Below are 24,343 nucleotides of genomic sequence, written 5' to 3'. Positions count from 1 at the left end.
TGCCCCCTGTTCGCACACCGGGACGTGATACGCCAGCCACGCAAAAACTCCGGGATTGATCGCCTTTCGGGCAGCGCCCCGTGCAAACGACACCGAATTGTACAAATCACGGCGCACGCGCACGTCACGCTACTATTTCGCTATCTGTGGTCTCGCCATCCCTATAAAAAATAGATGGATGCGCGCTTCCTGCAAGCCTATTTCGTTGCTTGCTAAGGTCGTCGCAAAAAGCGATGTAAGGTTGGCGTAAGCTGTTACTGATAACAGGTTTTTGGCTTTGCGGAGCGCTGACATTCCTGCCGGTGAAACGGCAGGATTTCGCTTTCTGCGCGGCCCCTCCAAAATAGCGACGAAGACGAATCAGGCGGGCGATGTCATCACGGATGAAATATGCGGGTTATGTTGCCTTGCCGGTGCTGGCTGCGATTCTGGCCGGCGGGTGGTTCATGACACGCCCCAGCGGGCTTGAGAGCGCCAAGGCGGCCGCGCCCGCAACGGCGCAGGATGTCAACCTCGAGCAGCAATATGTCGAACTGAACGACAAGCAGGCTGCCACCATGAAGGTTGTCGACGCGGACCAGCGCTCCTTCAGGACGCTGAAGAATGCGGTCGGCAATATCGACTTCAACCAGAACATGCTGGTGCAGGCCTTCACCCCGTACCCGGGCCGGATCGTCGACACGTTCTTCAACATCGGCGACGAGGTCAAGAAGGGCGACCCGCTGTTCACCATCGACAGTCCCGACTTGTTGAACGCGGAGTCGGCGCTGCTGGCCGCGGCCGGCGTGCTCGAATTGCAGACGCGGACGCTCGCTCGCGTCAAGCAGTTGCTCAAGACCGGCGGCGGCGCGCAGAAGGACGTCGACCAGTCCACCTCGGACCAGCAGACCGCCGAAGGCAACTTCAAGGCCGCGCGCGACGCCGTCCGCCTCTTCGGCAAGACCGACGCCGACATCGATCTCATCGTCGCCGACCGCAAGGTCGATTCCATCCTGATCGTGCCGAGCACGATCTCCGGCCGGATCATCGCGCGCAATGCCGCGCCGGGTCTCTATGTGCAGCCCGGTAACGCGCCGGCGCCCTACTCGCTCGCCGACATCTCGACGATGTGGATGATCGCCAACGTGATCGAGACCGACGCGCCGTCCTACAAGATCGGCCAGCCGGTCGAGGTGCAGGTGCCGGCCTATCCGAACGAGGTGTTTCGCGGACGCGTGACCACGCTCGGACTCAACATCGATCCGAATTCGCATCGGCAGCTGGTGCGTTCGGTGATCGATGACCCCCAGCACAAATTGCGCGCCGGCATGCTGGCGAGCTTTACCATCGAGACCGAGCCGCCGAAGACGTCGGTCAGCGTGCCGATCGACGCCGTGGTGCGTGAGGGTGACGGAACGATGACGGTGTGGGTCACCTCCGATGGCCACCGGTTCGACCGGCGCACGGTGAAGATCGGAATGCAGCAGGACGGCTGGCGCCAGATCGTCGATGGTCTCAAGGCGGGCGAGAAGGTCGCCTCCGCCGGCGCGATCTTCCTCAGCAACAAGTTCGCCAACGCCGCCTCGGGATAAACATGGCTTTCGCGCGGCCAGCCACGTCCTCCACGGTTCAAGACCAAGTGTAGTCCATTGATCAAAAGCCTTCTCCAGTTCGGTCTGACCCGAAGCGCCGTCATCGTGCTCGGTCTCGCGGTGTTTTGCGCCGCCGGCTTTGCCGCGTTCACCAAGCTGAACATCGAGGCCTATCCGAACCCGGCGCCGGTCATCCTCGAGATCACGGCGCAGGCCGCGGGCCTGTCCGCCGAGGAGATGGAGAAGTACTACACGATCCCGATGGAGGTCGGGCTCTACCCGACGCCCGGCGTCGTCAACATCCGCTCGACCTCGTTCTATGGCCTGTCGTTCGTGCGGGTCACCTTCAAATACGGCGTGGACTATTACTTCGCGCTCTCGCAAGCCACCAACATGCTCACGCAGAACGTCCAGCTGCCGGGCAACCAGGTGCCGCAAATCCAGCAGTCGAGCCTGGTCGGCGAGATCTACCGCTACCAGCTCGTCGGGCCGCCGAATTTCGGCCTGACCAATCTGAGGACGTTGCAGGACTACGTCGTCACCCGCCGGCTCATGACGATACCGGGCGTGGTGCAGATCAACTCCTGGGGCGGCACCACCAAGCAGTTCAACGTCGACGCCGACCTCACCAAGCTCGAGGCCTACAACATCACCGTGCCGCAGCTGATCAGCGCGCTCGGCAACGCCAACGTCAATGTCGGCGGCCGCGAGATCGCGATCGGCCAGCAATCCGTCAACATCCGCGGCATCGGTCTGATCAATTCCGGCGGCGACGACGACGTCACCAAGGGCTACAGGGTCCAGGACATCGAGAACGTCGTCCTGACGCAATCGAACGGACTGCCGGTCCAGGTCAAGGACGTCGCCCAGGTCTCGGTCGGCTATGTGCCGCGTCTCGGCATCGCCGGAAAGGACAGGGATGACGACGTCGCTGCGGCGATCGTCGTGATGGGACGCACCCAGCACACCAACGACATCGTACCCAAGGTCGAGGAGGAGGTCGCCAAGATGAACAGCGACGGCACCCTCCCCGCCGGCGTCAAGATCGTGCCCTATTACGACCGCACCTCGCTGGTTAGCGTGACCACCCACACTGTGCTGCACAATCTGGTGTTCGGCTGCCTTCTGGTGTTCGTGATCCAGTGGGTGTTCCTGGGCGACCTGCGCAGCGCGCTGATCGTCAGCGCCAACATCCCGTTCGCGCTGTTCTTCGCCATCATCATCCTGGTGCTGCAGGGAGAGGACGCCAACCTGCTGTCGCTCGGCGCCGTCGATTTCGGCATCATCGTCGACTCAGCCGTCATCATGATGGAAAACATCTTCCGCAATTTCCAGTCGACTCCCGAGAGCCGAGCGCGCCTGCTGCAAAACCTCTCGGACGGCTATTGGGGAACCGATCCCACGGCGTCGCAGGGTCATCCGGCCCCCGGATGGACCGAACGGCTGCGCATGATCTTCGTCAGCGCATTGCAGGTCGACAAGGCCGTGTTCTTCACCGCGGCCATCACGGTCACCGCGTTCGTCCCGCTGTTCACCATGCAAGGCGTCGAAGGCCAGATCTTCGGGCCGATGGCGCGGACCTACGGCTATGCGCTCGCCGGCGCGCTGCTGGCGACGTTCACGGTGACGCCGGTGCTGGCATCATTGCTGCTGCCCAGGCACATCGAGGAAACCGAAACCGTCATCGTGCGCTGGCTGCGCAGGACCTACACGCCGGTTCTGCGCTGGACGCAGGACCATGTGAAGATCGCGGTGCTGGCCGGCATCGTCTTTCTCGGCATCAGCACGCTGGCGGCGAGCCGGCTCGGCAGCGAATTCCTTCCCGCGCTCGAGGAAGGCAATTTCTGGATCCGCGCCTCGATGCCGCCGACCATCTCGCTCGAAGCCGGCACCGAACCGACCCGGAAGATGCGTGAGATCCTGCTGCGCCATCCCGAGATCGTCACCGTGGTGTCGCAGCACGGCCGCCCCGACAATGGCAGCGACGCCTCGCCATTCTCGAACGTCGAGCTGTTTGCGCCGATCAGGCCGTTCGATGAATGGCCGCCGGGGCTGACCAAGGAGAAGCTCACCGAGGAGCTGCAGAAGGAATTCGACGAGGAATTGCCCGGCGTCACCTTCAACTTCTCGCAGTATATCCAGGACAACGTCGAGGAAGCCCTGTCGGGCGTCAAGGGTGCGAACTCGGTCAAGATCATCGGTCCGAACCTCGCTGTGCTCGAAGAGCTCGCCTCCAAGGTCTCCCTGGAGATGGCCAAGATCCGCGGCGTCGCCGACCTCGGGATCTTCCACCTGGTCGGGCAGCCCAACCTCAACATCCGGGTCAACCGCGAGAAGGCGGCGCGCTACGGTCTCAACACCGGTGACGTCACCACGGTGGTGCAGGCGGCGCTCGGCGGCACCAGTGCGACGACGGTGCTGGAGGGCGACCGGCAGTTCGGCGTCGTGGTGCGGCTCGATCCGAAATTCCGCCAGAGCATCGATACCGTGCGCGAGATCAAGGTCGCCTATTCGACGCCATCGGGCACCAACGCCTATATCCCCCTGAGCGAGCTCGCCGACATCTCGCTCGATACCGGCGCGTCGTTCATCTATCGCGAGCGCAGCCAGCGCTACATCCCGATCAAGTTCAGCGTGCGCGGCCGCGATCTCGGCAGCACGGTGGCCGAAGCGCAGGCACGCGTCGCCGAGGCGGTGCCGTTGCCCACCGGCTACCGGATGATCTGGTCGGGCGAGTTCGACAATCTCGAGGCAGCCAAGGCACGGCTGATGATCGTCGTGCCCGTGACGCTGCTGCTGATCTTCGTGCTGCTCTACAGCCTGTTCAACTCGCTGCGCGACAGCCTGCTGGCGCTGGCCGGCATTCCCTTCGCGGTCGGCGGCGGCCTGATCGCGCTGTACCTCGCCGACCTCGATTTCTCGATCTCGGCCGCGATCGGCTTCATCTCGCTGTTCGGCGTCGCCGTGATGGACGGCATCCTCAACATCACCTATTTCCGCGAGCTGCGGGCCTCGGGGCTGAGCATCGCGGAAGCGGTGTTCAACGGCGCCGAGCAGCGCATGCGTCCGATGTTGATGACTGCCCTTTCCGCAGGGGTCGGCCTGTTCCCGGCGGCGCTGTCGCATGGTATCGGTAGCCAGGTGCAGCGGCCGCTCGCGACGGTCGTGGTCGGCGGCATGTTCATCGGGCCGCTGCTCCTGCTGATCGTCGCACCGGCACTGCGCAAGATATTCCTGTCGCGCGAGCGTACAGCCTCTCACAGTGAGACGCCTGCCGCCGCACCGCCCGAAGCAGCGCATTAGAGGCGCCCCGTAAATGCACGCCTTCCGCGCAAAAAAGCCTCTTCACGCAGCCGCGCTCCGCGGGCTGGCCGTGGGTGCGAGCGCGCTCGTGCTTGCGAGCTGCGCCGTCGGCCCCAATTTCTCGTCGCCGCCGGCCCCCGATGTCGCCCGCTACACGCCGGAGAAGCTGCAATCGCCCGGTTCCGATCCGGCCGGCCCGCGCGTGGCGGGGCAGCGCTTCGTCAACGGCGGCGACATCCCGACGCGCTGGTGGGCCGCCTTTCGATCCGCGCCGCTCAACGAGCTGATCCGGATGTCGGTCGAGCGCAATCCGTCGCTGCAGTCCGCCGAGGCGGCGATCAAGGTGGCGAACTTCAACGCGCTGGCGCAGCGCGGGCTGTTCTTTCCACAGGTCGGGGCCAACTATTCTCCCTCCCGACAGCTGGTCTCCAACGACGTGTCGGGCCCCGGCAATACGACGCAATCCGAATATTCGCTGCACACCGCGCAACTCAATATCAGCTTCGTGCCCGATGTCTGGGGCGAGAACATCCGCAACGTCGAGAGCCTCGACGCCATCACCGAGCAGGCCCAGTTCCAGCTCGAGGCAGCCTATCTGGCGCTCACCGCCAACGTTGTGACGGCGGCGATCCAGGAGGCCTCGCTGCGTGGCCAGATCGCGGCCACCGAGCGCATCATCAAGATCGAGCGCGACATCCTCGGAATCCTGAAGAACCAGTTCAATGCGGGCCAGGCGGCGCAGGTCGACGTGCTGGCGCAGGAGGCCGCGCTGGCCCAGTCCGAGCAGACCCTGCCGCCGTTGCAGAAGCAGCTCGCGATCCAGCGCGACCTCCTCACCGCGCTGGCCGGACAATTTTCCGCCGACGCGATCCTGCAGAAGTTCGACCTGGAGCGCCTCACGCTGCCTGCCAATCTGCCGGTCACCCTGCCGAGCACCATGGTTGCGCAGCGTCCCGACGTGCGGGCGGCCGAGGCGAGCCTGCACTCGGCGAGTGCTCTGGTCGGCGTCGCGATCGCCGCCAGGCTGCCCAACTTCCTGATCTCGGCCAATGCGGGCAGCACCGCCTTCAACTTCTCCCAGCTGTTCACGCCGGGCACGCTGTTCTACACGGTCGCCGGCAGCGCGACCCAGTCCGTGTTCGACGGCTTCACGCTGTACCACAAGCAGAAGGCCGCCGAGGCCGCGCTCGACCAGGCCAACGCCCTGTATCGCCAGACCGTGATCACCGCGTTCCAGAACGTCGCCGACGCAGTGCGCAGCCTGCAGGCCGACGCCCGCGCCGTGCAGGCCGCGATCAAGGCCGAAAACGCCGCGAAGGCCAGCCTCGATATCATCCAGAAGCAGCTCGTGCTCGGCCAGGTCAACCAGGTCATCGTACTCAACGCGCAGCAGGTCTATCTCAATGCTGCGATCACCCGCGTGCAGGCGGTGGCGACGCGGCTGTCCGACACCGCGGCACTGTTCCTGGCGCTCGGCGGCGGCTGGCCGACCGATTGTCCGACCAGCGACTGGCGGAGCTGCGTGTTCGAGAGCCGCGTCGCGTCGAAGTGACCGGGTCGGCATAAAGCCCCGGCGCCTTAGCTCCGGGGCCTTGGTGTTGCGGCGAAGCAGGCGCGGTCAGCTCTGCGCGTGACGTGCCATGAAGTTGTCGTAGCCGACCTCGGCTACCTGGAACCACTGGTACCCGCTGCTGGAAAACGCGGTCAGCGAGTCCAGCACCCTCTTGAAGTTGGCGTTGCCGGCCGCGACTTCGGCGTGCAGCTCCCGCGCCGCCTTGAAGCTTGCTTCCATGATCGGCGGCGAAAATCCGTGCAGCTTGGCGCCGCCGGCGAGCAGCTTCTTCAACGCCGTCGGATTCACCGCATCGTATTTCGCCATCATCCAGTTGTTGGCGAGGTGGCCGGCCTGCTCGAGGACGCTCTGATAGTATTTCGGCAGGGCGTTCCACTTGTCGAGATTGATCATCGCGAGCAGCATCGGCCCGCCTTCCCACCAGCCTGGATAATAGTAGTGGGGCGCGACCTTGTAGAGGCCGAGCTTCTCGTCGTCGTAGGGACCGACCCACTCCGCCGCATCGATCGTGCCCTTCTCGAGCGCCGGATAGATGTCGCCGCCGGCGAGCTGCTGCGGCACGCAGCCGAGCTTCTGCATCACGCGGCCGGCAAAGCCGCCGATGCGGAATTTGAGGCCCTTCAGATCGTCGACGGTGTTGATCTCCTTGCGGAACCAGCCGCCCATCTGGCAGCCGGTGTTGCCGGCCAACAGCGAGGTGACGTTGTAGCCCTTGTAGAAGTCGTTGAGCAGGTCCTTGCCGCCGCCAAGCATGTACCAGGCCTGGTTGAGGCGCATGTCCGGTCCGAACGGCACCGACGAACCGAAGGTGAAGGTCGGGTCCTTGCCGAAGTAGTAGTAGGACGCGGTGTGCCCCATCTCGACGGTGCCGTTCTGCACGGCATCGAGCACCTGCAGGCCCGGGACGATCTCGCCGGCGGCGAAGGTCTGGATCTGGAACTTGTTGTCGGTCGCCTCGCCGACCGCCTTCGCCATCAGTTCGGCACCGCCATGGAGCGTGTCGAGCGACTTCGGCCAGCTCGTCGTCATGCGCCATTTGAGCTCGGGCATCGATTGGGCGATGGCTGGCGCCGCGACCGTCGCCGCACCTGCGACGCCTAAACCGGTAACCTTGATGAAATCTCTTCGCTTCATGTGTCCTGCCCTTGGGTTGTGTGGCGGAGCGTCGATCGATTTGAAATCGCGCCCGGTTTTCTTGGCCGTCACGATCACTTGGCGATCGAGCGGTGCCTTCGTAGCGAGGCTTGGGCGCGAGCATGGAACATCCCCTGCCCGAACGCCAGACGCAAAAAGCCCGGCCTTCTGACGAAGGCCGGGCTACTTAAGTCGAATCTCCCGACGACGATCAGCCGCGGGTGCGCGAGCGGATCATGAAGCTGTCGAAGGTGTATTCGGCGACCTGCCACCACAGATACTGGTCGGATCGATAGGCCTGCATGGCATCGATCGACTTCTTGAAATCGGCGTTCTTGGCCGAGATTTCGGCCCACAGCTCGTTGGTCGCCTTAAGGCAGGCCTCGAGCACCTCGTTGGTGAACGGACGCAGCTGCGTGCCGCCGGCGACGAGGCGCTTCAGTGCCGACGGATTCTGCATGTCGTAGCGCGCGGCCATCCAGGAGTTGGCGTTGGCCGTCGCGTTGGTCAGGATCGCCTGATAGCTCTTCGGCAGCGCATTCCACTTCTCGAGATTGCAGTAGGCGTGCACGGTCGGGCCGCCTTCCCAGAAGCCCGGATAGTAGTAGTACTTCGCGACCTTCTGGAAGCCGAGCTTCTCGTCGTCATAGGGGCCGACCCACTCCGCCGCGTCGATGGTGCCCTTCTCCAGCGCCGGATAGATGTCGCCGCCGGCGAGCTGCTGCGGCACAACGCCGACCTTCTGCAGGACCTGGCCGGCGATGCCGCCGATGCGGAACTTGAGACCGGAGAGATCGGCAACGGTCTTGATCTCCTTGCGGAACCAGCCGCCCATCTGGGTGCCGGTGTTGCCGCAGGGGAAGCCGATCACGCCAAACTTCTTGAAGAACTCGTTGCCGAGCTCCATGCCGCCGCCCTGATACCACCAGGAATTCTGCATCCGCGCGTTGAGGCCGAACGGCACCGACGAGTAGATCGCGAAGGTCGGATCCTTGCCGACATAATAGTAGGAGACTGTGTGCGACATCTCGACGGTGCCGTTCGAGGTCGCGTCCAGCGCCTGCAGGCCGGGCACGATTTCGCCAGCCGCGAACACCTGGATCTGAAACTTGTTGTCGGTCATTTCGGCGACGTATTTCGCAACCTGGTCCGCACCGCCATAGATGGTGTCAAGCGACTTCGGGAAGCTCGACGTCATGCGCCACTTGATCTCGGGCGACGACTGCGCGATCGCCGGCGAGGCGACAGCCGTCGCGGCAGCACCTGCCGCAGAAACTTTCAAAAAATCACGACGCTTCATCGTAAGGCTTCTCCTTGAGGGGCGTTTCCCGGTGTCCGCAAGCATCTCCTCCGGCTGGGCGACCGGGGCGCTCTCGTCGGGCCCTTTAACACGGAAGTTGCGGCGCGGAAACGCGACAATGGCATGACCTCACTGATTAAACCAAAGTCGTACGGACGCCGAATTCGTTCCGACCGGACCGAACGACAGGTTGCCTTCCGTGGAAAGCGCAGCTTCCGCGATTTCGTACAGATGTCATGGTCCGGCTCAATAACCGGGAGCGGAGGGCAATGATGCGGCGGTTGACGATGGGGATCATGGTTCTGGCGCTGTGCCCGGACGGGGCCATGGCGCTGACTTTCTCCGATGCACCGTCCGACGACGCGATCGAGATCGTATCGCCGGCAGCGCTTGCCGTGCCCGACCATTCTGTCGCACCGTATGAAGCCGTCAAACCTCGGGCCACTGCCGTGCCAGGCGAGGCGCAAACACCGAGCGGCAATCCGCTGTGGGCAACTACGCTCACCGCTTTGTCCGGCACGCGCGAGCGGCCGATCTTCTCGGCATCGCGCCGGCCGCCGGTCCCAGCGATCGCGACGGCCCCGGTCCCGAAGCCCGCCCCTGCACTGAAGCCTAAAGAGCCCGAAACTCCACAGTTCACCCTGGTCGGCACGGTTGCAGCCGGCGGCGAAAGCTTTGGGATATTCCTCGATCCCTCGACCAAGGCGGCGTTTCGGCTGCGGGCGGGCGACTATTACCAGGGCTGGATGCTCGGATCGATTCAAGGCCGCGCAGCGATCCTGCAAAACGATCAACAGAGCGTCACGCTCGCAATGCCGCAGCCCGGAGCCGCGCCGCAGGCCAACGGCGTCGCGCCAGCGCCATCGAACAAGGTGGTATCCGCGATGGCGCCTCCACGGCGCGAGCGCAGTCACTAAAGCAAGGAAAAAGCCGAGGGGCCGCAAGACCCCTCGGCTGCAACCGTCAGGGTCGCGGCATTCAGTCCCAGTGCCCCTCTCGATGATTGTCCCACAGACCCGGCAGCACTGCCGTACGCTCGACGCGCACGGAATTCAGCGCTTCCGGTTCGATGTTGAGCGCCCGCAGGATCGTCGGTGCGACCTGCGACGTCGCGACCGGGGTCTTCAACGTGACGGCCGGCAAGACAGGATTGGAAACAATCAATGCGACGTTGGTGTCGCCAAAGCTGAATCCGCCGTGCTCGGCGTTCTTCTTGGTCGATGAGGTGTAGATGGTGCCGTAGACGGGCTGCACGATGATATCGGGCGTGCGGCTGTCTTGTGCCGGATCGTTGAACTTGAGCTTCAGTTCATCGCCGCCGATGACCTCGTCGATGAACAGGGCCTTGGCATTGGTGTTCAGATAGTCGATCGCGGCCTTGGCCTGCGATTGGTCCTGCAGCCAGATCAGTGCGATATCGTCGTCCTGCACGAAACCGCACGCCCCCGTGGAGCACGCATTGGCCGCGGCGATGGCCTGCGCACCCGGGTTCGTTCCGGAGTCCGGCAGCGCGGCGACGAGATCGGCGAAATGGCCCGGCTTGTTGACCTTGGCCGGGTTGATCGGCGACTGGCCGTGCTTGGCGCCCACGATTAACAGCGTTGACTCATACAAGCCCCGACTCTTGAGCGCCTGGATCATGCTGGCCAGAGCTTCGTCGGTCTTCTGCAGCCCGAAGGCAAGCACCGCAGAAGGCGTTCCGGAGCCGTCGGTGTAGCCGCCGGGCTGGCCGGTGTGGGTGCTCTGCCCGCAGCTGCCGTCCGAGTTATCCTTGGATACCTTTTGCCCGACGCTCACGGCCTGGAAGTTCATGCCGAACAATTTGGGCGCGCCGCCGACCGGCGTGCCATCATGCGTGAAACCGCCGATTTCCTTCAGGATGGCGGCGACCTTCAACTGATCATTCGCGACCGTGCAATCAACGCTGACCGTGGCGTCGAAACCGTTCACATTGGTGATTTCCGGCGTGTAGAGATCATCGACGCCCTTGCCCGACGGACCGTTGACGAGATCATAGGCCGGATGCTTGTCCGCCCACGCCGTGCGGCCGCCCTTGCTCTTGACGACCTCGAAGATCGTGTTGCTGCGGATCGCATTGTGGGGATAGACCGCGACGCACTGGCCAAACTGGTTGCGGCCGCGCGGAAGCTTCGCCGGGTCGATCACGTTCTGGGAGACGTTTTGGCTGTTGTACTTGTCGATGCTCTCGTCGAACACCATCATGTTGCCGGCCTTGCCCCGGCACGTCGTGTTGCCGGGATCATAGAGGGTCCGGTCATAGCTCACGTCATAGAACAGGCCGTGGGTGATCGGCGATCCGCCGGTCACCAGGGCCAGCAACCCGGGAAACGAGTCGGAGTTGGCCGGCGTGCGGGCGTTGCTGTAGGTGATGCCATGACGGGACAATTCGGCCAGGGCAGAATTCGGGTGCCCTTCGACATAGCGCGCGACGTCGAGCGCGTGCAGTCCGTCAACGCTGATGAGCAGGACACGATCGATGTCGGCCGCCTGTGCGGTGACGCTAAGGGCTGTGCCAGTCAGCAGCCCCAGAATTATTTCCTTAAAAGTCATTGGTGTGAACCCTCCGGACATTTTGGTGTGTCGCGCGGCGGAGTGTCGCAGCGCGACATTTCACGCAGATGACCGAATTGTTCGAAGCAGGATCCCGGATACGTATCTCGGTCGACGTTCCAAGGCGCGGCGAAATGGAAGGAAGACGCGTCTGTCGTCAGCCGCTGCGCTGTTCAGGTCCTACGAGCTTTCGCTTGAAAACGCTTTGGAAATAGCTGGTCAGACCGCCGACCATCAGAACACGGCGTGTACTGATCGCCATGGGCCGGAGATCGTTGGGGAATTGCTTGCCGCTGCGCGCCAATCAGCGCTTCGACGTCTCTTTCGCCTTCTTGGCCTGGTTGACCAGATGCCGCCCGCGCCGGATCCAGCTCTGCGCGGTCGTGAAGCTGACGCCAAACGTTTTTGAAACCGTCGTGGCGGCCGCGCCGAGCGATTCAGATTTCTTCGAGATGCTGTACGCCACCCGGGAGGCCTCTTCGCGCTTCTCCCGCGTGAGATGCTTGCGCTCTTTCTTGGCTTCCGGCGCCTTCTTGGCTTCGCGCTTTCCTTCGCGTGGTGCTGCCATGTTGATCGTCGCCTGACGGCCCTTCCCGCAGTTTCGGCTTCGCTCATCCGGCAAGCGGACGGACGAGGTCGGTACGATTCGGCTGTATCCGAACAAACATACAGGCTGGACGCCGTCCGGCAATCATTTCACGGCGACAGTCCTGTGAAGAACCCCCGTCGTGGCATGCAAGGCCTGTCGGCCCGGCGGCGACAGCGCGGCCTCAGGCCGCGGCGATCACGCTCTGGAGCTGCTCGCGGACCTTGGCGCCGATCTCGCGGTAGATTGCCGCGTGCGGCCCGTCAGGCTCGCTCGCCACCACGGGATTGCCTGAGTCGGAGGTGGTGCGGATCGCCATGTGCAGGGGGACCTCGCCGAGGAACGGTACGCCAAGCCGCTCGGCCTCGTGACGGGCGCCGCCGTGACCGAAGATGTCCGAGCGCGTGCCACAATGAGGGCACTGGAAGTAGCTCATGTTCTCGACGATCCCGAGCACCGGCACGTTGACCTTCTTGAACATGGCCAGGCCCCGGCGCGCGTCGATCAGCGAAAGGTCCTGCGGCGTCGAGATGATCACGGCGCCCTTCAGCGGCACATTCTGGGCCAGCGTGAGCTGGGCATCGCCGGTGCCCGGCGGCATGTCGACCACGAGCACGTCGAGGGTGCCCCAGGCGACGTCGCGCAGCATCTGCGTGATCGCCGACATCACCATCGGACCGCGCCAGATCATCGCGGTGTCTTCCTCGACGAGGAAGCCGATCGACATGATCGACAGGCCGAAGCGTTCGAGCGGGATCATCTTTTTGTCGTCGCTGAGCTGCGGCTTCTCGCGGATGCCGGTCAGCCGCGGCACGGACGGCCCGTAGATGTCGGCATCGAGCAGCCCGACGCGCAGGCCGAGATCGCGCAGGCCGAGCGCCAGGTTGAGCGCGGTGGTCGACTTGCCGACGCCGCCCTTGCCGGAGGCGACGGCGATCACGGCCGAGATGCCGGGAATCTCGGCCTGACGCGCCATCGGCGAGCCCGCTCCAGGCGGTTGCGGATGCCGATGCGCCGCGGCGGGCTGCACGCCGCCGGCGGGACGCGACGGCGCGGCGGCACTGCCCGCCCTGCGTTCGGCGGTCAGCGCGATCATCGCGACGCTGACGCCGGGAATGGCGCGCACCGCGTTCTCGGCCTGCACGCGGACGCTTTCCCAGGCGCGGGCTTCAGCGGCGTCGACATTGATCGAGAAGAACACCTTGCCGTCGGTGACAGTGATCGCCGACAGCACATTGGCGTTGGTCAGGGCGACACCGCGCGGCGACACCACCCCGGCCAAGGCATCTAGAACCTGTTGCTGCGTCACGCTCACCGCGCATCTCCTAAAGCAGTTGGGATGCGACCCATAGAGCGTTGCGGCGCAAAAGGCTACCTCGCTCCGACGTCGTCCCTGCGCTCGACCGGGGCCGCACCGTCGTTTTCCCTGGCAGCCTCGTAGTTCAGCTCGATCATGACCCCGTTGGGGTCGTTGACGAAGATCTGCCAGAGATCGCCGCCCGGAACCTGGCGGGAGTCAAATTCCATGCCCTTCGATTCCAGCCGCTTCTTCATGCCGGCAAAGCCCTGGCTGGCGAAGGCGACATGATGCACAACGCCGGAATCCGGCTTCTGTGCCTCGTCGGTCCTGGAAATATCTACCAGATGCACCACAGCCTTGCCCTCGCTGTACATCCACGCGCCGGGGAACGCGAAGTTCGGCCGCGGGCCCTTCTCGAGCCCCAGAATGTCCTCGTAGAACCGGACCGTGTCGCCGAGATTCCGGGTCCGGATGTTGAAATGATCGAGCACACCCACGCTCACGCCCATGCGAGACACTCCCTTTTTTGTGAGGTTCTTTTGGTGCTCCGATCCTAGCACAAAACCGGGACCTGCCATCCAACGAAGCCGTTGCCCTCGGCTGCGCAGGGGGTATGGTGCGGCTCCCTCATGGAAGACATGCCCCGCCCCGTCCAGGTTTCCGGCGCGGCCGCCGGGGCGATCACCAAGGCAAAAACAAGGTAGCACACATGGCTAAAGTCGCTTTTCTCGGTCTCGGCGTGATGGGTTTCCCGATGGCGGGACACCTCGTGAAGAAGGGCGGCCATCAGGTCACCGTGTACAACCGGACCGCGGCAAAGGCGAAGGAATGGGCAGACAAGTTCGGCGGCAAAACCGCGGCCACGCCGAAGGCCGCCGCTGAAGGCCAGGACTTCGTGATGTGCTGTGTCGGCAATGACAGCGACCTGCGCGCGGTCGCGATCGGTCCCGACGGCGCGTTCGCCGGCATGGCGAAGGGCGCGACCTTTGTCGACCACACCACCGCCTCCGCCGAGGTCGCCCGCGAGCTCGATGCCGCTGCCGCCAAGGCCGGGTTCAAGTTCGTCGACGCCCCGGTGTCCGGCGGCCAGGCGGGTGCCGAGAACGGGGTGCTGACGGTGATGTGCGGCGGCGCCGAGGACGCCTATGCGAGCGCGGAGCCGATCATCACCGGCGCCTATGCGCGGATGTGCAAACGGCTGGGGCCGGCAGGCGCCGGCCAGCTGACCAAGATGGTCAACCAGATCTGCATCGCCGGCCTCGTCCAGGGCCTCTCCGAGGGCATCCATTTCGCCAAGAAGTCCGGCCTCGACGTCGCCGCCGTGATCGAAACCATCTCCAAGGGCGCGGCGCAGTCCTGGCAGATGGAGAACCGCTACAAGACCATGAACGAGGGCAAGTACGATTTCGGCTTCGCGGTCGAGTGGATGCGCAAGGACCTCTCGATCGCGCTGGCGGAAGCCCGCCGCAATGGCGCCACCCTCCCCGCTACCGCCCTCGTCGACCAGTTCTACGCCGAGGTCGAGAAAATGGGCGGCAAGCGCTGGGACACATCGAGCCTTCTGGCCCGTCTTCAGCGCTGATCCAACAGGTTAATTTAACCTCCCGTTAACGCGATTTCTTAGCTCTTTAAGTCATCGCTTAAGGATTTGAGAGCACAGATAGACAATGCAAAGGCTCGCGCGGTTCGCGAGCGGGAATTGTGTTGTTTATGAGTGATTCCGCTGAAAAGCCTGAAGTTGTAGCGCTTCCGGCAGGAGTTCAGGTGGCCGCGCCGGTCAATAGCCGGCGCGCCGCCCAGCAGCGGGTGCGCGAGGCGCGGGATCGGTTAACGTCGACAAGCGGAACCCGCCCCGCCTTCGACGCCGAACTGCTCCGCCAATACGCCCAGACCCGGCTGTCGGCGTCCTACGTCGTGATGCTGCTGGTGGTCGCAACCGGCGTGCTGTTTGGCCTCTGGATACAGCCGACCATGGCCGCGGCCTGGACCATCGGCATGCTCTGCGTCCATGCCGCGATCGTCCGCAGTTGCTCCCGCTTCCTCGCCGAGCCCGCCTCGGTCGCGGTGATCCGCAAATGGCGGACCCGCTTCGTGCTGCTCGACCTGCTGTACGGCCTGTGCTGGACCGCGATCCTGATCCATCCCGCGGGCCGCGACCTCGCCTCCAACACGCTTATGATGTTCCTGATGCTGCTGGTCATCGCGGTGTCCAGCATGCTGGCGGCGAGCCTGCCGATCGCAGCACTTGCGGCGACCGTGCCGGTGACGGTCGCGATCGCGCTCGATCTCGTGCTGAGCGGCGCGCTCGACAATTATGTGCTGGCGCTGCTCGCGCTCGCCGCCGAGGGCTATTTCGCGCTGCTGGCCCATCGCCTGCATTCGACCACGCTCGCGACGCTGGAAGCCCGCGCCGAAAAGGACGCGCTGATCGGTGAGTTGGAACAGGCCAAGGCGATCTCCGACGAGGCGCGGCATCGGGCCGAATCCGCCAACGTCGCCAAGTCGCGCTTCCTCGCCCAGATGAGCCACGAGCTGCGCACGCCGCTGAATGCAATCCTCGGCTTCTCCGAGGTCATGAAGAGCGAGATCTTCGGCGCGCATGCCGTGCCCGTCTACAAGGAATACTCCGCCGACATCCATAATTCCGGCGTGCATCTGCTCAACCTGATCAACGAGATCCTCGATCTGTCGCGCATCGAGGCCGGCCGCTACGAGCTGAACGAGGAAGCGGTCGCGCTGGTGCACGTCGTCGCCGACTGCCACCATCTGCTGAAGCTGCGCGCCTCCAACCGCGGCATCACCATCCACGAGGTGTTCGAGCAGGGCATGCCGCGGATCTGGGGTGACGAGCGCGCCATCCGCCAGGTCGTCCTCAACCTGCTCTCCAACTCGATCAAGTTCACCCCGCAGGGCGGCGAGATCTGGCTGAAGGTCGGCTGGACCGCGTCCGGCGGGCAATATCTGAGCGTCAAGGACACCGGAAGCGGCATTGCCGAAGACGAGATCCCGATCGTGCTGGCCTCGTTCGGCCAGGGCTCCAACTCGATCAAGTCGGCCGAACAGGGCGCAGGTCTCGGGCTGCCGATCGCCAAGAGCCTGATCGACATGCACGGCGGCACCTTCACGCTGAAGTCGAAGCTGCGCATCGGCACCGAGGTGATCGTCACCTTCCCGCCGGAGCGCGTCATGAGCGCGCTGGCGCCGATGGCGGAGGACGACGCGCCGCCGATGCAGCCGGAACCAACGGAGACCCCAATGGGCGCCGATCGCAAGCGGGTGCGCCGCAAATCGATCATGGGTGCCGGTACCGGATTGTAGGGACGATCCGGGCACTGCGGCCGGCTTGCGCAAGCGGCCGAAACCGTTCAACACTTCGAGTATGAGCCAGGAAACGCCGTGTATCGCAGTCTGCATGATCGACCCCAGGACCAAGCTCTGCTTCGGATGCGGGCGCACGCTTCCGGAGATCGCGCGCTGGCACAAGATGGACGGCGCCGAGCGGTTGGCGCTGATGGCGACCCTGCCCGCGCGGATGGCGGACGCGGGCCTCGAACGTCTGGAACCACGCCCGAAACGCGCCTGAAGGTGTGTGCGCTGCAGGGAGGTGCGCGGTGAGCCGCATCCTGCTCGTCCTTCTGCTGCTGATGGCCACTGCCTGTGCCGTCGTCGCCTATGGCGACCCCGATCAGATCGCCCGCGCAAGGGAAAACTTCTCGCAGATCTTCGGCGGCAGCAATGCATCCCCCGTCTCCGGCCCCGCCCCCGCGGTGCAGATCGCGCGCAGCCAGGGCGGTGAGTTCGCGTTCCGCGCCAAGATCAACGGCGTCAGCGCACCGATGGTGATCGACACCGGCGCGACCTCGGTCGTGCTGACCTGGGAGACCGCGAAAGCGATCGGCCTGCCGACCGAGATGCTGGAATACAATGTCGACCTCGAAACCGCCGGCGGACACACCAAGGCGGCACGCCTGACGCTCGATCGCCTCGCGGTCGGCAAGCTGGTCGAGAAATCGGTGCCGGCGCTGGTGGTGCAGCGCGGCCAGATGAAGACCAATCTGCTCGGGATGAGCTTCCTCGACCGCCTCGAAAGCTGGGGCGTGCGCGCCGACAAGCTGATGCTGAACGGCTATCCCGAATTATCAGCGAGTCACCACCGGCGCCCGCACACGGTGGTCGATTAGGGCGGACGCACCGCGCAGCACGCCTCTATTGGTCATCGTCGCGGATCGATGACGGATGCCGGCATAGCGGCGTAACCCGTATCTCCATGAACGGAAACAGCGGCAGGCGGGACAGGATGTCGTGCAGCTCCGGCGGACCTGAGACGTCGAAGATACTGACATTGGCGTAGCGGCCGGCGACCCGCCACAGATGGCGCCAGGCGCCGCTGCGTTGCAGCTCCATGGCGCGGACGCGTTCCGCCTGCTTCAGCGCGTCGACCTCTTCGGCAGAGAGAGAGTAGGGAATCCGCACATCCATTTCGACGTGGAACAGCATGGTCATGAGCTCCTTCTAGCGATCGGGCTAGCTGAACAAACGGTGACGCGGAAAACGGACTGGAGCCGCCACTCGATCGTGGCGGCCCCAGCATCACTGCATCGGTCGACGTTAGCCCTGTACGAGGCCGCGGCTGACGAGATTGATGTCGTCGGGGTTGACGAGATCCTTCGCCGTCCAACCCGATACGTCGTAGTCGCCCATGCAGCTGCGCGCAAAATCCTGCATGGCGCCAAGATCGCCCGTCGCGGCCGCGGCCATCAGCGTCTCGACGCGCAGGTTCTCGTAATTGCCGGCATAATTGCGCTCATAGAGCTCGTGGCGTCCGCCAAACTCCGAACCAACCGCATCCCAGAGCAGCTTGAGCAGCTTGATCCGGTCGATGGCGGCATAGCCGTTCGAGCCGCGGACAAACCGGTCCAGGTAGGGTCGGATTGCCTCGCTCTCGAGATCGGCCGAGCTCGACGGCAGATAGATCAGGCCGCTCGCGACATGGCGCTCGATCAGTTCCTTGATCCGTGGATAGGCCATCGGCGCAAAGACGCGATAGGCCAGGCCGTAGTTCAGGTTGGGAAGGTTGTAGCCCTCCGTCCCCTGCCAGGCGATCGGCGACTTCACCATCGCATCCGCAATCCCGTGGAACAGGTTGCGCCATGCGATCACTTCACCCACGGCCGTCTGGACGCCGCGGAAATCCTTCGACCCCGTCGCCTCCACCGCCATCGAGAACAGGCCCGCGATGAAGTCGAGCTTGACGGCAAACCGCGTCACGCCGTGCAACGTGAAGCGCGGAACGAATCCCGACGCCGGGAAGAACTGGTTGATCTTGTCGACGTCGCCATAGATGAAGACGTTCTCCCACGGCACCAGCACCTTGTCGAAGACAAGGATGGAGTCGTTCTCGTCGAAGCGGCTCGACAGCGGATAATCGAACGGCGAACCGGTCGCTGCTGCCGTAAACTCGTAGGACGAGCGGGCGATCAGCTTGACGCCCTTTGCATCCATCGGTGCCGTGAAGATCAGCGCGAACGACTTGTCCTTGATCGGGATGCCGTAATGCGCGATGAAGTTGTAGTGGGTCAGCGCCGAGCCTGTCGCGACGACCTTGGCGCCCGAGACGATCAGGCCCGCGTCGGTCTCCTTCTCGACATGCATGAAGACGTCGCGCACATCCTCGATCGCACGGTCGCGGTCGATCGGCGGATTGACGATCGCATGATTCCAGAAGTCGAGCCGCTCCTGGGTTCGCGCGTACCACTTTTTCGCGTTACCGGCATACTCGCCGTAGAAGCCCGAGTTCGCGCCCAGGGTTCCGAGGAACGACGCCTTGTAGTCCGGCGAGCGGCCCATCCAGCCGAACGCAACCTTCTGCAGCTCGGCAATCGCATCGCGGCCCTTGATCAGGTCCTCGGCCGTTCTCGACCCCAGGAAGAACGGATGGGTCAATTGTCCCGAGCCCGTGTCGGTCAGGACACCGATCTCATCCTTCTTCTCGTGAAAGCGGTCGTACCATCGCGCCACCATCCGCGCCGAATTTCGAAAGGCGGGATGCGTGACCACGTTCTTGACCCGCTCGCCGTAGATGTAGATTTCGCGCCCGTCCTGGATGCTTTCCAGGAATTCCGAGCCTGAATAGACGCCGGTCGTCGACGCGGGCATGTCAGCCCGCAGGGCCGCTGCAGTAGTCATGGACGTTTTCTCCTCCGCTGCGTCGGACGGGCAGCCGCTGCCACCCGTTCCGCGATCATCTCGCCACGCTCTTGCTCGGCGTGACATCGTGAGGAAAAACTACGCGCATGTTCGGAGCGAACGGAAGGTATCACACAATACCGGGCAGACCGCCGCACCTCGCGCTATGACTCAGGCGGCGCTCGGCAACGAAGGTCCAGCCGACGCCAGACCGGTGCGGACAACGCATTCGCAACACGGGCAAGGGAGCGAACCATGGGCAAGGGTCTTGAAAGCTCGGCTACCGCTTTCCATCGCGACGGGGAACTGACCCTCGGTGCGAGCGTCGTGACGATCGGCGCGTTTGATGGCGTTCACCGCGGCCACCAGGAGCTGCTCCGTCAAACCATTGCGGCGGCGCAACAACGTGGCCTTCCCGCAGTGGTCTACACGTTCGATCCGCCGCCCAAGGTCTATTTTGGCCAGGCCGAGGCCTTGAACTCGCTCGCCGAGAAGCTCGAGCGCATCGCAACATTCGGCCCCGACCACGTGATCGTCGCGGATTTCGACCGAACATACATCCGGCGCACCGCGGCAGACTTCATCGCTGAGCTGGAGAGGCTTCATCCCCATGAGGTCATCGTCGGCGAGGATTTCTGCTTCGGATCCTGCAAGAGCGGCACCGCATTGTTGCTGGGCCAGCATTTCAACACACGCATTCTTCAACCGGTAAGGTGCAGCGACGGCGAGATCGTCTCGAGCAGCCGCATCCGCACCCTCAGGCGATCAGGCCTTGCTGCCGCGGCCGCGTCGCTGGAGAACTGGAAGGATGTCCTGACGGCGCCATCGGCCACGCTGTCGAACCTGGCCCGGCTTCGGGTAGCCAACCAATGACCGCGATCGATCCACGCGAGTTGCGCAATGCCTGCGGTCAGTTCGGCACCGGAGTCACGATCATCACGACGCATTGCGAGGGACGGGATCACGGCATGACCGCCAATGCGTTCATGTCGGTCTCGCTCGATCCGCCGCTGGTGGCGATCTCGATCGCAAGGAGCGCAAGGATGCTGTCCAACATCCAGAAGACCAGCCGCTTCGCGGTCAGTGTCCTCGCCGAGGGCATGGAGGATCTCGCCTGGCATTTCGCCGGCAAGCCCAGGCTCGACCTCTGCGACGTCTTCGAGCGACGCAACGACCTGCCCGTCATCGCCAACGCGGCGGCGTATTTCGTGACCGATCTCGCGAGCGAAATCGTGGCGGGAGACCACACCATCTTTCTCGGCCACGTCCGCGAAATGTCGCTGGAACAGGACAAGAGACCGCTGCTGTTTTTCCGGGGCCGCTTCGGCGGCCTCGCCGACCCGCACCCTGCACCTGCATTGCTCGAGAATGCCGGCTACGAGTTCATCTGGTGAAGGCAAGGCGCGGCCTCGATCTTGCCGGAAGCGAGAAGCAAACCTGGTTCAACTGCAACAAAAGGAGGAAACGACCATGCTGAACGTCAACAAGGACAGTATCACGGATCTCGTGATCGCAGCGCTCGACAAGGACATCCCACCGCGCAATCGCCGGATCCTGACCAGCCTGATCCGCCATCTCCATGACTTCTGCCGCGAGGTCGATCTGAGCTTCAACGAATGGTTCGCCGCCTGCGAATTCCTGCGGCGCGCCGGCGACATCTCGGACGAGAAGCGCAACGAGTTCATCCTGATCGCGGACATCCTCGGTGTCGAGGTGCTGGTCGACATGCTCGACCACCGCATCACCGACGGCGAAAGCGAATCCACCGTCCTTGGACCGTTCTATCGGGAAAACCCGCCGGTTCTGCCCAAGGGGGCGTCCATCATCAAGAAGACGTTCGACAACGCGCAGACCGTCAGGGTCACCGGCCGGATTACCGACACGAACGGAAAGCCGATCGAGGGCGTCACCATCGACGTCTGGGAGGACGCACCGAACGGCCTCTACGATCTGCAGGATCCGGAGCAGCCGGCCTACAATCTGCGCGGACGGCTCATGACGGACGCCAACGGCGAATACGCATTCGTGGCGCTTCGTCCCGAGCCCTACCCGATCCCGTATGACGGTGCCGGCGGCGAGCTTCTGAAATACATGGGTCACCATCCATGGCGGCCGGGCCACATCCACTTCATGCTCTCGAAGGACGGCTATCAATCGTTGATCTCGCAGATCTACGATTCCGAAACCAAGTACCTCGACAACGACTCGGTGTTCGCCGTCAAGCAAAGCCTGATCGGCCAGTTCAGGAAAGCGCCGGCCGGCGCCGATACCGATCTCGTTCTCGATTTCGGCTTCAAACTCAAGAAGGCAGCAGTCGAGCGATTGGTCGCAGCCGAATGATACGCGTTACGCTCTGCCGGGCACCAATACCCCGGCAGGGCCTTGTTTGAACTGACTTGCGAGGAACCATGGGTCGTCCTGCAATCGACATCGCCGAGCCGGTGAAGCCGGCACGGGCATTCGCAAAGGATACTGCGATCCGAAGCGTCCGGGCCACCATCGTGGATGCCCCGACGCGCCGGCGGCACAAGCTTTCGAACACGGAGGTCACGCATCAGGGCTACGTGCTGGTGCGGATCCTGCTCGACAACGGCGTGTCCGGTATCGGCGAGGCTTCGACGCTGGGCGGCCCACGCTGGGCCGAGGAAAGCGTGGAGTCGATCCATGCGGCAGTCATGAATTATCTGGCGCCGGCGCTCCAGGGCCAGTCCGCCCTCTCCTTCGAGGCCAACGCCATCCGCATGAGCAAGGCCGCCAGCCGAAATTTCGCGGCCAAGGGCGCCGTCGAGTCCGCCCTGCTCGACGCCGCCGGCAAGACGCTCGGCCTGCCGGCCAGCGCGCTGCTCGGCGGCGCGGTTCGCGAGCGCATGGAGGTGATCTGGGCATTGGCGTCGGGCGACAGCGGTCAGGAGTTGGAGGAAGCCCGGGAAAAGCTCCGACATCGCGAACATCGGCAGTTCAAGATCAAGTTCGGCTTCAACCGGCCGCAAGCCGATCTGATCCGCCTGCAGGCCCTGCGCAGCGGTCTTGGCGATGAGGTGCGGCTGATCGTCGATGTCAATCAGGGCTGGACCGAGTCAGAATGCATCCGTTTCATGCCGGCCCTCGAGGAGCTCGATGTCGCCCTCGTCGAACAGCCGGTCTCGGCGCTGCAACTCGAAGCCATGGCCCGCGTTGCGAGGCGCAGCTCGATCCCGCTGCTTGTCGATGAAGCGGCGTTCGCCAAGGAAGAAATCGCTCGCGCGGCCAGCATGGGTTGCGGCAGCGTCTACTCCCTGAAGCTTGTCAAAAGCGGCGGCCTGTTCGAAATGAAACGCGCGGCAGCCGTCGCGGCCGCTCATGGTCTCGAGCTCTATGGCGGTTGCCTGCTGGAAAGCAGCATCGGCGCGGCAGCGCATCTGGCCGCATTCGCGACCTTGCCCAGGCTCGAATGGGGCACCGAGCATTTCGGTCCCCGGATTCTCGTTGAGGACCTCGTCACCAATCCAATCAGGTTCGATGAGTTCGAGATCTGCGTCCCCGATGGCCCGGGCCTCGGCGTAGAGATCGACGAGGACAAGGTCCGCGCCTATGCCCGGAAGGAGTAGCCGGATGGCGCCGTACCTGCGTGCAATTGACAAACCCGCGATGCACGCCCAGTCTTCACGCTGGGACCATCATTTCAACCTTGCGCCGATGCCCGCTGGTTACGAGACCCGGCAAGCTTCCCTGGAAGCGCGCGAAGACACACCAGGCTAGCCCGTGACCGGTCGCGACGATGTCATGGATCTCAGGCGACTGGCCTATTTCGTCGCCGTTGCCGAGGAATTGCATTTCGGCCGGGCGGCATCGCGGCTTGCGATCGCTCAACCGCCACTCAGCCGGCAGATCGCCCAGCTGGAGTGCGACCTGGGGGTGATGCTGATTGACCGGAGCCGAAGCCAGATCCGACTGACCCAGGCCGGCAGCGTTCTTCTTGAGCGTGCGCGCGATGTCCTCGATCGACTCGACCGGACGCAGCGCGAGATCAAGCGGATCGGAGAAGGCTTTTCGGGTCACCTGCGGGTCGCCTTCGTCGGATCTGCGACCTATGGCGCCCTGCCAAACGTGATCAAGGCGTTTCGCTCCGCCTATCCGGACGTGGAGCTCGCGCTATCGGCGATGAACAACGCGGAGCAAAAACGCGCCGTGATCCAGCGCGAGATCGACATTGCCATCGCCCGTCCCTCGCTCGAGGACGAGGAACTCAAGTCGGAGCCGCTTCTGCACGAGCCGCTTATCCTCGCGCTGCCCGACACATCATCCCTGCTCGAGCAGCAGGTCACGCGGCTGTCTGCGCTCAAGGCGGAGACGTTCATCCTCTATCCCCGCAAGCCGCGCCCAAGCTTCGCCGACCACATCCTCAACATCTGTCTCGAAGAAGGATTTATCCCGAAGTCGCAGGTCCTGGCCCAGGATTATCAGACCGCGATCAGCCTCGTTTCCGTCGGCGTCGGCATCGCGCTGGTGCCGCAATCGGTTTCGCAGTCGGAACGGCCCGGCGTCACATATCGTGCCTATGAGGGACATAACCCCGGCACGGCACTTTCCATGAATTACCGGCGCGACAACCGGATGCCGCAGCTCTTCAACTTCCTGAAGACCGCGCAAAAGGTCACGCGGCGTTAGCGTGTAGCGGCAGGAGGAAGCGGCGGCCGTCAGGCGCGCCTTTGATGGAAGTGATAGAGCAGGATGGCCATCGCGATCGCGGCAATCACGTAGAACATCATGGCATCGGCGTTAGGGTGTCCTTCGACGAAGGTCAGCATCCTTCTCCTCCTTGCAGTGAAGCTCGCAATAA

Annotated in this window: 22 protein-coding genes; 14 read left to right on the top strand and 8 right to left on the bottom strand. The window is 63.9% G+C overall.

Annotation, left to right across the window (positions count from 1 at the left end; genetic code table 11):
• Positions 1 to 446: 446 nt before the first annotated feature.
• Genes JQ586_RS31345 through JQ586_RS31335 form a run of 3 tightly spaced genes read left to right on the top strand, consistent with a single transcriptional unit; the run spans position 447 to position 6,426 of the window.
• Positions 447 to 1,571 (top strand): efflux RND transporter periplasmic adaptor subunit, encoded by a 1,125-nt coding sequence (locus tag JQ586_RS31345; protein WP_212398497.1) that lies wholly within the window; start codon positions 447 to 449, stop codon positions 1,569 to 1,571.
• A 57-nt stretch (positions 1,572 to 1,628) separates the two neighbouring features.
• Positions 1,629 to 4,874: an efflux RND transporter permease subunit gene (locus JQ586_RS31340; protein WP_212398496.1), complete on the top strand. Its 3,246-nt coding sequence runs from the start codon at positions 1,629 to 1,631 to the stop codon at positions 4,872 to 4,874.
• A gap of 13 nt (positions 4,875 to 4,887) precedes the next feature.
• Positions 4,888 to 6,426, top strand: a complete 1,539-nt coding sequence (locus JQ586_RS31335; RefSeq protein WP_212398495.1) for an efflux transporter outer membrane subunit — start codon at positions 4,888 to 4,890, stop codon at positions 6,424 to 6,426.
• Positions 6,427 to 6,492: 66 nt separating this feature from the next.
• Here JQ586_RS31335 and JQ586_RS31330 read toward each other — a convergent pair whose 3' ends face one another.
• On the bottom strand, positions 6,493 to 7,581 hold the full coding sequence (locus tag JQ586_RS31330) for a TRAP transporter substrate-binding protein (protein ID WP_212398494.1): 1,089 nt from the start codon (positions 7,579 to 7,581) through the stop codon (positions 6,493 to 6,495).
• A gap of 211 nt (positions 7,582 to 7,792) precedes the next feature.
• Complete coding sequence (locus JQ586_RS31325) at positions 7,793 to 8,881, bottom strand: TRAP transporter substrate-binding protein (protein ID WP_212398493.1); 1,089 nt, start codon at positions 8,879 to 8,881, stop codon at positions 7,793 to 7,795.
• 272 nt (positions 8,882 to 9,153) lie between these two features.
• Here JQ586_RS31325 and JQ586_RS31320 point away from each other — a divergent pair, with 272 nt between their 5' ends.
• Complete coding sequence (locus JQ586_RS31320) at positions 9,154 to 9,798, top strand: general secretion pathway protein GspN (protein WP_212398492.1); 645 nt, start codon at positions 9,154 to 9,156, stop codon at positions 9,796 to 9,798.
• A gap of 61 nt (positions 9,799 to 9,859) precedes the next feature.
• On the opposite strand, the gene JQ586_RS31315 is transcribed toward JQ586_RS31320, so the two are convergent.
• The 4 genes from JQ586_RS31315 to JQ586_RS31300 form a co-directional block, all read right to left on the bottom strand.
• Positions 9,860 to 11,452 (bottom strand): alkaline phosphatase family protein, encoded by a 1,593-nt coding sequence (locus JQ586_RS31315; protein ID WP_212398491.1) that lies wholly within the window; start codon positions 11,450 to 11,452, stop codon positions 9,860 to 9,862.
• A 304-nt stretch (positions 11,453 to 11,756) separates the two neighbouring features.
• On the bottom strand, positions 11,757 to 12,143 hold the full coding sequence (locus tag JQ586_RS31310) for a hypothetical protein (protein WP_249148419.1): 387 nt from the start codon (positions 12,141 to 12,143) through the stop codon (positions 11,757 to 11,759).
• A gap of 79 nt (positions 12,144 to 12,222) precedes the next feature.
• Complete coding sequence (locus JQ586_RS31305; RefSeq protein ID WP_212398490.1) at positions 12,223 to 13,353, bottom strand: Mrp/NBP35 family ATP-binding protein; 1,131 nt, start codon at positions 13,351 to 13,353, stop codon at positions 12,223 to 12,225.
• Positions 13,354 to 13,409: 56 nt separating this feature from the next.
• On the bottom strand, positions 13,410 to 13,847 hold the full coding sequence (locus JQ586_RS31300) for a VOC family protein (protein ID WP_212398489.1): 438 nt from the start codon (positions 13,845 to 13,847) through the stop codon (positions 13,410 to 13,412).
• Positions 13,848 to 14,047: 200 nt separating this feature from the next.
• On the opposite strand from JQ586_RS31300, the gene JQ586_RS31295 reads away from it, so the two are divergent.
• From JQ586_RS31295 to JQ586_RS31280, 4 genes are all read left to right on the top strand, one after another.
• On the top strand, positions 14,048 to 14,920 hold the full coding sequence (locus JQ586_RS31295) for an NAD(P)-dependent oxidoreductase (RefSeq protein ID WP_212398488.1): 873 nt from the start codon (positions 14,048 to 14,050) through the stop codon (positions 14,918 to 14,920).
• Between the two features lie 128 nt (positions 14,921 to 15,048).
• On the top strand, positions 15,049 to 16,656 hold the full coding sequence (locus tag JQ586_RS31290; RefSeq protein ID WP_212398487.1) for a HAMP domain-containing sensor histidine kinase: 1,608 nt from the start codon (positions 15,049 to 15,051) through the stop codon (positions 16,654 to 16,656).
• A 61-nt stretch (positions 16,657 to 16,717) separates the two neighbouring features.
• Positions 16,718 to 16,921, top strand: a complete 204-nt coding sequence (locus tag JQ586_RS31285) for a DUF1289 domain-containing protein (protein WP_212398486.1) — start codon at positions 16,718 to 16,720, stop codon at positions 16,919 to 16,921.
• Positions 16,922 to 16,949: 28 nt separating this feature from the next.
• Positions 16,950 to 17,519: a TIGR02281 family clan AA aspartic protease gene (locus tag JQ586_RS31280; protein ID WP_212398485.1), complete on the top strand. Its 570-nt coding sequence runs from the start codon at positions 16,950 to 16,952 to the stop codon at positions 17,517 to 17,519.
• A gap of 25 nt (positions 17,520 to 17,544) precedes the next feature.
• On the opposite strand, the gene catC is transcribed toward JQ586_RS31280, so the two are convergent.
• Both catC and JQ586_RS31270 read right to left on the bottom strand, forming a co-directional pair.
• The gene (gene catC / locus JQ586_RS31275) at positions 17,545 to 17,835 is read right to left on the bottom strand and encodes a muconolactone Delta-isomerase (RefSeq protein WP_212398518.1); all 291 of its coding nucleotides are present in this window, start codon (positions 17,833 to 17,835) and stop codon (positions 17,545 to 17,547) included.
• A gap of 111 nt (positions 17,836 to 17,946) precedes the next feature.
• Positions 17,947 to 19,524 carry a 4-hydroxyphenylacetate 3-hydroxylase family protein gene (locus JQ586_RS31270; protein WP_249148418.1) on the bottom strand — a complete coding sequence of 526 codons (1,578 nt, stop codon included), beginning with the start codon at positions 19,522 to 19,524 and terminating at the stop codon, positions 17,947 to 17,949.
• A 327-nt stretch (positions 19,525 to 19,851) separates the two neighbouring features.
• Here JQ586_RS31270 and JQ586_RS31265 point away from each other — a divergent pair, with 327 nt between their 5' ends.
• The 6 genes from JQ586_RS31265 (at position 19,852) to JQ586_RS31240 (ending at position 24,171) form a co-directional block, all read left to right on the top strand.
• On the top strand, positions 19,852 to 20,397 hold the full coding sequence (locus JQ586_RS31265) for an FAD synthetase (RefSeq protein WP_312017040.1): 546 nt from the start codon (positions 19,852 to 19,854) through the stop codon (positions 20,395 to 20,397).
• Positions 20,394 to 20,918, top strand: a complete 525-nt coding sequence (locus tag JQ586_RS31260) for a flavin reductase family protein (RefSeq protein ID WP_212398484.1) — start codon at positions 20,394 to 20,396, stop codon at positions 20,916 to 20,918. The genes JQ586_RS31265 and JQ586_RS31260 overlap by 4 nt, the downstream gene beginning before the upstream one ends.
• Before the next feature lie 76 nt (positions 20,919 to 20,994).
• The gene (locus JQ586_RS31255; RefSeq protein ID WP_212398483.1) at positions 20,995 to 21,864 is read left to right on the top strand and encodes a dioxygenase; all 870 of its coding nucleotides are present in this window, start codon (positions 20,995 to 20,997) and stop codon (positions 21,862 to 21,864) included.
• 68 nt (positions 21,865 to 21,932) lie between these two features.
• Entirely contained in the window at positions 21,933 to 23,111 is a 1,179-nt protein-coding gene (locus tag JQ586_RS31250) for a muconate/chloromuconate family cycloisomerase (protein WP_212398482.1), read from the top strand.
• Positions 23,112 to 23,115: 4 nt separating this feature from the next.
• The gene (locus JQ586_RS31245) at positions 23,116 to 23,262 is read left to right on the top strand and encodes a hypothetical protein (RefSeq protein ID WP_212398481.1); all 147 of its coding nucleotides are present in this window, start codon (positions 23,116 to 23,118) and stop codon (positions 23,260 to 23,262) included.
• Between the two features lie 24 nt (positions 23,263 to 23,286).
• Positions 23,287 to 24,171 carry a LysR family transcriptional regulator gene (locus JQ586_RS31240; protein ID WP_212398480.1) on the top strand — a complete coding sequence of 295 codons (885 nt, stop codon included), beginning with the start codon at positions 23,287 to 23,289 and terminating at the stop codon, positions 24,169 to 24,171.
• Positions 24,172 to 24,343 lie beyond the last annotated feature (172 nt).

Origin of the sequence: Bradyrhizobium jicamae (assembly GCF_018130215.1) — a bacterium.
Lineage (GTDB): Bacteria > Pseudomonadota > Alphaproteobacteria > Rhizobiales > Xanthobacteraceae > Bradyrhizobium > Bradyrhizobium jicamae_A.
Note: the sequence above shows the minus strand (reverse complement) of the source record. Positions and strands in the feature narration are given on the sequence as shown.

Bases quoted from the DNA above. Each gene is read 5' to 3' on its own strand.
- JQ586_RS31345 (WP_212398497.1), top strand. From the start codon at position 447: ATGACACGCCCCAGCGGGCTTGAGAGCGCCAAGGCGGCCGCGCCCGCA.
- JQ586_RS31335 (WP_212398495.1), top strand. From the start codon at position 4,888: ATGCACGCCTTCCGCGCAAAAAAGCCTCTTCACGCAGCCGCGCTCCGC.
- JQ586_RS31330 (WP_212398494.1), bottom strand. From the start codon at position 7,581: ATGAAGCGAAGAGATTTCATCAAGGTTACCGGTTTAGGCGTCGCAGGT.
- JQ586_RS31325 (WP_212398493.1), bottom strand. From the start codon at position 8,881: ATGAAGCGTCGTGATTTTTTGAAAGTTTCTGCGGCAGGTGCTGCCGCG.
- JQ586_RS31320 (WP_212398492.1), top strand. From the start codon at position 9,154: ATGCGGCGGTTGACGATGGGGATCATGGTTCTGGCGCTGTGCCCGGAC.
- JQ586_RS31315 (WP_212398491.1), bottom strand. From the start codon at position 11,452: ATGACTTTTAAGGAAATAATTCTGGGGCTGCTGACTGGCACAGCCCTT.
- JQ586_RS31300 (WP_212398489.1), bottom strand. From the start codon at position 13,847: ATGGGCGTGAGCGTGGGTGTGCTCGATCATTTCAACATCCGGACCCGG.
- JQ586_RS31295 (WP_212398488.1), top strand. From the start codon at position 14,048: ATGGCTAAAGTCGCTTTTCTCGGTCTCGGCGTGATGGGTTTCCCGATG.
- JQ586_RS31290 (WP_212398487.1), top strand. From the start codon at position 15,049: ATGAGTGATTCCGCTGAAAAGCCTGAAGTTGTAGCGCTTCCGGCAGGA.
- JQ586_RS31285 (WP_212398486.1), top strand. From the start codon at position 16,718: ATGAGCCAGGAAACGCCGTGTATCGCAGTCTGCATGATCGACCCCAGG.
- catC (WP_212398518.1), bottom strand. From the start codon at position 17,835: ATGCTGTTCCACGTCGAAATGGATGTGCGGATTCCCTACTCTCTCTCT.
- JQ586_RS31270 (WP_249148418.1), bottom strand. From the start codon at position 19,524: ATGACTACTGCAGCGGCCCTGCGGGCTGACATGCCCGCGTCGACGACC.
- JQ586_RS31260 (WP_212398484.1), top strand. From the start codon at position 20,394: ATGACCGCGATCGATCCACGCGAGTTGCGCAATGCCTGCGGTCAGTTC.
- JQ586_RS31255 (WP_212398483.1), top strand. From the start codon at position 20,995: ATGCTGAACGTCAACAAGGACAGTATCACGGATCTCGTGATCGCAGCG.
- JQ586_RS31250 (WP_212398482.1), top strand. From the start codon at position 21,933: ATGGGTCGTCCTGCAATCGACATCGCCGAGCCGGTGAAGCCGGCACGG.
- JQ586_RS31245 (WP_212398481.1), top strand. From the start codon at position 23,116: ATGGCGCCGTACCTGCGTGCAATTGACAAACCCGCGATGCACGCCCAG.
- JQ586_RS31240 (WP_212398480.1), top strand. From the start codon at position 23,287: ATGGATCTCAGGCGACTGGCCTATTTCGTCGCCGTTGCCGAGGAATTG.